This is a genomic window from Congregibacter sp., assembly GCF_965660375.1.
In the GTDB taxonomy this organism is placed as follows: domain Bacteria; phylum Pseudomonadota; class Gammaproteobacteria; order Pseudomonadales; family Halieaceae; genus Congregibacter.
This window is the reverse complement of the sequence record NZ_CBFHZO010000007.1, coordinates 1-5,725: the sequence shown is the minus strand read 5'-3', so window position 1 is coordinate 5,725 and position 5,725 is coordinate 1. Positions and strand designations below refer to the sequence as shown.

5 protein-coding genes are annotated in these 5,725 nt (G+C 57.9%); 2 read left to right on the top strand and 3 right to left on the bottom strand.

The genetic code is table 11. The features are described 5' to 3' along the window. Positions 1 to 202 precede the first annotated feature (202 nt). A complete protein-coding gene (locus ACTG3T_RS00640; protein WP_439100329.1) occupies positions 203 to 1,117 on the top strand; it encodes a 3-hydroxyacyl-CoA dehydrogenase NAD-binding domain-containing protein in 915 nt (304 codons plus the stop codon). After that, the gene (locus ACTG3T_RS00635; protein WP_439100328.1) at positions 1,110 to 2,987 is read left to right on the top strand and encodes an alkyl sulfatase dimerization domain-containing protein; all 1,878 of its coding nucleotides are present in this window, start codon (positions 1,110 to 1,112) and stop codon (positions 2,985 to 2,987) included. Before ACTG3T_RS00640 ends, ACTG3T_RS00635 begins: the two co-directional genes overlap by 8 nt. A 98-nt stretch (positions 2,988 to 3,085) precedes the next feature. Here the strand turns inward: ACTG3T_RS00635 and ACTG3T_RS00630 are convergent, their stop codons facing one another. The 3 genes from ACTG3T_RS00630 to ACTG3T_RS00620 form a co-directional block, all read right to left on the bottom strand. Next, positions 3,086 to 3,874: a hypothetical protein gene (locus ACTG3T_RS00630; protein ID WP_439100327.1), complete on the bottom strand. Its 789-nt coding sequence runs from the start codon at positions 3,872 to 3,874 to the stop codon at positions 3,086 to 3,088. Continuing rightward, the gene (locus ACTG3T_RS00625; RefSeq protein ID WP_439100326.1) at positions 3,871 to 5,310 is read right to left on the bottom strand and encodes a DUF2867 domain-containing protein; all 1,440 of its coding nucleotides are present in this window, start codon (positions 5,308 to 5,310) and stop codon (positions 3,871 to 3,873) included. The genes ACTG3T_RS00630 and ACTG3T_RS00625 overlap by 4 nt, the downstream gene beginning before the upstream one ends. Positions 5,311 to 5,503: 193 nt before the next feature. Beyond that, positions 5,504 to 5,725, bottom strand: a 222-nt coding sequence (locus tag ACTG3T_RS00620) for a transposase (RefSeq protein ID WP_439100325.1), incomplete at its 5' end; no start/stop codon positions are given.

Sequence of the window (5,725 nt, the reverse complement as noted above, 5' to 3'; positions counted from 1 at the left end):
AATCCCCAGCACCGGAAGAGTGTTGAGTATCTTGAGGAGCACTTTATCGCCAAGGGGTACACCGGTACGTTGAGTGGGCAGGGGTTCTATTCCTATCCCGATCCCGAATACCTGGATCCAGACTTCCTTTCGCCGAAGCAGGCCTAGTGAGCTCTGGCATCTTTCAGACCCTGGGCCCTGAATCACGAACAAGGAGAAGCTCATGATTAAGAAAGTACTGGCCATCGGCGCCGGAACTATGGGGAGCCAGGCGAGCTTCTACTACGCAATGAATGGCTATGACGTGACGCAGTACGATATCAGCGACGCGGCCCTTGATGCGTGCCGGAAGCACCATCGGGACTACGTAGCGCCCTACCGTGCGGCCCGGCCCTCCTTGAGTGACCACGCCGCCGAGGCTGGTCTGGCGCGAATCCAGTACAGCTCGGATCTGGAGGCGGCGGCGAGGGACGCTGATCTGGTCACGGAATCGGCGCCGGAAGTGCTTGAGATCAAACAGCAAATCTATGCAGACCTCGCCCGCTTCAGCCCGGAGCACACCATTTTTACGACTAACACATCGACCCTGGCCCCGAGTGTCATTGCGCCATTCAGCGGCCGGCCGGACCGTTTCCTGGCGATGCATTACGCCCCGCCGATGTGGGAACGACCGATCGCAGAAGTCATGAGGCATCCGGAAACGGACGAGACGGTATTTGAAGAGGTTCTTCGCTTTGCGAAAGAGTCCGGGCTCGTGCCCATAAGGATTGAAAGGGAGCAGCCCGGATATCTGGTCAATACGATGCTTATACCCTGGCTTTTTGCGTCCCTGTCCCTGGTGGTAACCGGTGTCAGTACTTACCGGGATGTCGATCGCTCCTGGATGATCATCAACCACGGTAACGCGCCGGGCCCCATGGGTATTCTGGATCAGGTGGGGTTTGAGGTGTCGCGCAACATTGGGCGCCTGTTGGCTGCTGCGGAGCCGGATAATCCGCTTTATCCGCAGTGCGTCGCTTACCTGGAGGACAACTTTATCGCCAAGGGTTACACCGGCGTGCTCAGTGGTCGGGGGTTCTATTCGTATCCCGACCCTGAGTACCTGGATGCGGATTTTCTGGTGTCGTCTCATGTCTAGGGGCAAGGCGCCTCGCCGCCACTGGATGCCCCGGATTCTGCTGCTGACTGGCGCGACAATCTTGACCGCATTGGCCTCGGTGGCGCGGTCCCAGGACGCACCGCAGCTGCCACCGACGCCCTATATGGGTGGCCCCGTCGAGCTTGCCGAGGCGCCCAATGGCGCTATTGCCAACAAGCGTATCCTCGACGGTATCGGTGAGGTGGCATGGACCGAGCCCACCATTGAAGAGCCGGTGGAGGGTATCTGGGTATTCGGCGGCTATGGCCTGGCGCCCATTTCGATCATCGATACGGACGAGGGCCTGATCGCTTTCGACACCGGCGATACGAAACACGATGGCGAGAAACTGCTGCAGGCGATCCGCACGGTCAGTGCCAAGCCTATCCGCGCAATAATTTACGGGCATTCGCACACGGGCTTTGGTGCCGGCGTTTTTGCCGAAGGGCAGGACGACCTGACGGTCATCGGCCATCCGAACCTGAACGCCGTGGTAGAGGCGAACATGAAGGCCGCGGGGTTTCCGGCGTATTTTCCGGAGATCGGGCCTTACCTTACGGCCCGGGGTCTGATGCAGTTCAATGCCTTCATGCCCGGCGAGGGACCGGACGCCTGGGTGGTTCCCACGACATTCCCGGAAGACTTCACCCTGGCATTTTTGCCGGTCAATACACCCGTTGAGGATGGTCAGGAGATGACCGTGCTGGGGCAGAAGATGCAGTTCTTCACCCGCTACGGTTCGGATGACAAGGTTCACACCACCGTGTGGCTGCCGGACCGGAAAATTTTGCTCACAACCCTGCTCTGGTCCAGCCCGCCGCAACTCTATTCCGTGCGGGGCGACGTTTTTCGCGACCCTCGCGAGTGGATCGAGGGGCTCAAGTTCAATCGCAACCTCGGCCCCGAGGTGCTGATCTCTTCGGCTTCCCGTCCGGTGGTCGGTCGGGAGGCAATCAAGGAGCGGCTGGAAGGGTATCTTGACGGTGCGAGTTACGTTCTGGACCAGACCCTGCGCGGTATTCTCGATGGCCAAGGGCCGGAGGATTTGCGTGACCAGGTCCGCTTGCCCGGGTATCTGAGGGATGTTCCCAACAATCTTGAGAACTACGGCGAGGTGTCCTCTTATCCGCCGGCGATCTACCACCATGCGGTCGGCTGGTACGACAACGATGCCGCCAATCTCGCGCCCGTTCCGCCGACGGATGAAGCCGAACGCATCGTGCCGCTCATGGGCGGGCGCGATAAGGTCCTTGCAGCCGCGCAAGCGGCGATGGAGAAGAAGGAGTACAGCTGGGCGGCACAGTTGGTGAACTATCTTTATCGCCTCGACCCCCTGGACGCCGATGCACGGCACCTTAAGGCGCAGGCTCTTCGCCAGATGGCCTATGTATCTACGGGGGCCAACAACCGCGCCCACTTCCTGTCGCAGGCGCTTGCGCTGGAGGGCAAGGTTGCGTTGCCGCTTGTCGTGCCACCGGGTTCTGGGATCATTGCGAGATTCCCGGGCACCTTTGTGGATTACTTCCGCGTGCGTATCGACCCGGTCAAGAGCGGCGACACGGATACGGTGCTGCGTTTCGACTTCCCGGGCGGTCAGAGCGCCGGTTTGCACGTGCGCCGTGCGATTGCGGAGTTCATTGACGATTTTTCGAGGTATCCGCGAGACGTCGACATTGTATTGGAACTGTCCGGAGAGACCTGGGCCCGGGTCTACCTGGGTCTGGCGTCAGTGGAGACGCTCATTGAAGACGGCGAGATTATCGTGTCTCGGGGCGATGCCGCCGAGGCCGTGCGCGTGCTGAACCACTTCGACAAATTTGGGCCGGACGGGGCGCTGGTTGTGCCGCAGGAGAGCTCGGCGCAACGCTGACTTATTTGCCAAGGCTGCCTGGGCGAGGCTATCCGGCGCGGGCACCCCGAGGTCCGAGCTCCTCTAAGGAGTGCGATACCACCACGTTTTCTATGATACTAACGGTCGTCCAGCAACACGCTTTCGCAAATGCTCTTCACGTCGTGGGACTCTCCTAACTCTTCAAGTACCAAGTACAGGGTAATCAGATATAAACCGACCATCACAAAGTCGCTGCGCAGCCGATAATCATGGTCGATAAAAAAATTGAAGAGCGCATCGAAAGAGCGTTTGAAGTTTTCCATTGAAAAGGCTTGGGAGCGCTGCTGGCTGCCAAAATGAGACTGCAACAGCTCCCGCAGTTCGTCGGCCTCGCGAGGACTGAGATCGTCTTTGAGAAAACCCATATCGTAGAGCGCCTGGTCAAGAAGCGTTCCATCCGGTTTATAAAAACCCCGGTATAAATCGATCATGCCCAGGCGGAATTTTTCGTCCAGTCGGGCATGGAGACCGCTGGGTAGAAAATAGAGTTCCCGTCCCTGCTTTAGAAATCTCGATGAACGCAGATCAAGGAACATACCCTGGGGATTAAGAAACTGCGTGAAGTAAAAGCGCAGTATGCTGTCTCCCGCTGCCTTGCGTTGGGCCTTCGTCAGTTCGGTCAGCGCTTTCCCGGTGGTTTTTCCGACTTTTAACCCGGTTACCGGCGGTATGCTTCGGGTCAACGCTGCGACCCCTGCCCCCGAGGTCATTTGCCAGCCGATGCGACGCATTTGCTTGAGTAGGGGACGCCATTCGATGGCGCCCCAGCCGCGGTTGGGCACGAAGGCCAAAAGCTGGCGTAAATCGCGCGGTAAAACACCTAAGAGTTTTTCGGGAAGGTTGTTTTCCTGCGCTTTCTTGTTCATTGATTACCGGTCTCTGCGAGGATCGCCAGTTTTTTTGTCCACCCGCGAAACAAAAAAAGATGCGCGGGAAACATCGCCCACCAATAAAGCAGACCCCAGACGCCCCGGGGGTGCCAGTGCGCTGTAATCCGCAGTTCGGTATCCCCGTCGTCGCGGGGATTTATCTGGAACTCAAGTGCGCCGGAGCCCGGTGCTTTGAGCCCAAAATCCAGGGTCAAACTGCGCTCTTTCTGCAGAGCGAGGACCGTCCAGTAATCGATACGATCACCGAGCCGCAGCTCCGTGCCCCGACGTTGACCACGACTGAGCCCCGGTCCCCCGGCTATCCAATCCATGATTTCCCGAATTAGCCACAGGCCGTTCATGTAGTAATAGCGTTGTGGCCCACCAAGGCTGGTTATCAACTTCCAAAGTGCTGATGGGTCGGCCCGGGTAATTGTGCTGCTACCAGCGTGTTTGGAATAATAGGCGTTGTCATGACGATGGCCACGAAGTTGAAAATTGCCATCGGTCCAGCGGGCAAGGGTTTGGTGCTCCTGCTCCTGGCGAAGAGCCGTAGCAATAGCCTCGTCCATGGTGAGCAGGTGCTGTGGCACTACTTGCCGCAGCAGCGCATCATCAGCAGAAAAGGAATGTTTGAGTCCGGTAATGAGTGCTCTGGCGATGGGCGCTGGTACCGCTGTGACCAGACCCAGCCAGTAGGACGACAGCGTGGGTGTCAGTACCGGTACCGGGATAATGAGCGGTGGGCGTTTACCCGCCAGGCGCGCGATGGCGCGCATCATGCTCGTGTAGTCGACGTGTTCCGGTCCCGCTGCATCGTAAACCTGCCCCGCGGCTTCCCCTGCATGCGCTGTTACCCAGAGGTATTCGAGAAGGTTTGAAAGGGCAATGGGTGGAGATGTCGCGCGCACCCAGCGGGGCGTTATCATTACGGGAAGATTGAGAGCCAGGTCTCGCATAACTTCAAAAGCTGCCGACCCCGGACCAATGATAATGCCTGCGCGAATTTCTGTAACCGGCACCTCACCCTCGCGAAGCACTTCACCGGTGTCTCTTCGGGAGCTTATGTGTTCTCCCAGGGACGATGAGTCGGGTATCAAGCCGCCCAAATAGACAATGCGCTGAACACCCGCGGCGGCGGCAGCGAGGGCGAAGTTTTCAGCGGCCTGCAGATCGAGAGCGCCAAAGTCTTTTCCCGCAGCCATGGAATGCACCAGATAGAAGGCGATATCTATCTCCGCGAGCGCTGATACCAGCGACTCGGGGTCAAGAGCATCCGCTTCTACAAGTTCCACATCCGTCCAATGACGGGCTTCCAATACCTCGCGGTCCCGGGAGACGGCGCGGACATCAACGCCGCGATCCATTAAGTAGGGAACAAGGTTGCCGCCAATGTAACCCGACGCACCAAATACAAGATAGCGTGTTGCCACGACGTTATATCGCCATGCCCAATGGTCCTGCCTGGAAGTGCGTCGCTCAAGCCTACTATAAATGGTGTTTCGAAGAGTGCTGTGTATGCCCGGAGCAGCTTGTTATGTTGTGGGAATCCATCGCAGATAGGTTCTCAATCACCTTTGCTTGGACTTGGGGTACCGAGTAAAAACTTCAGGGCAAAAAAAAGGTTCATCGCATATTTCCGGGGAAAGCGGCGCGGATCTTTAAAAAGAAGTAATCAATGTCGCGGTATCCATAGGCCATGCGCTTTATGACTTTGATCCGGTTGTTCACTCCCTCCAATACGCTGGTATTCAGCGGATAGCTGGCACTGGCGATGATGCCGTCGGCGTACGGTTTCAGGGTCCTCGCGAACCACTGTAATGAAGGGATACCGCTCGCCAGCGCTTG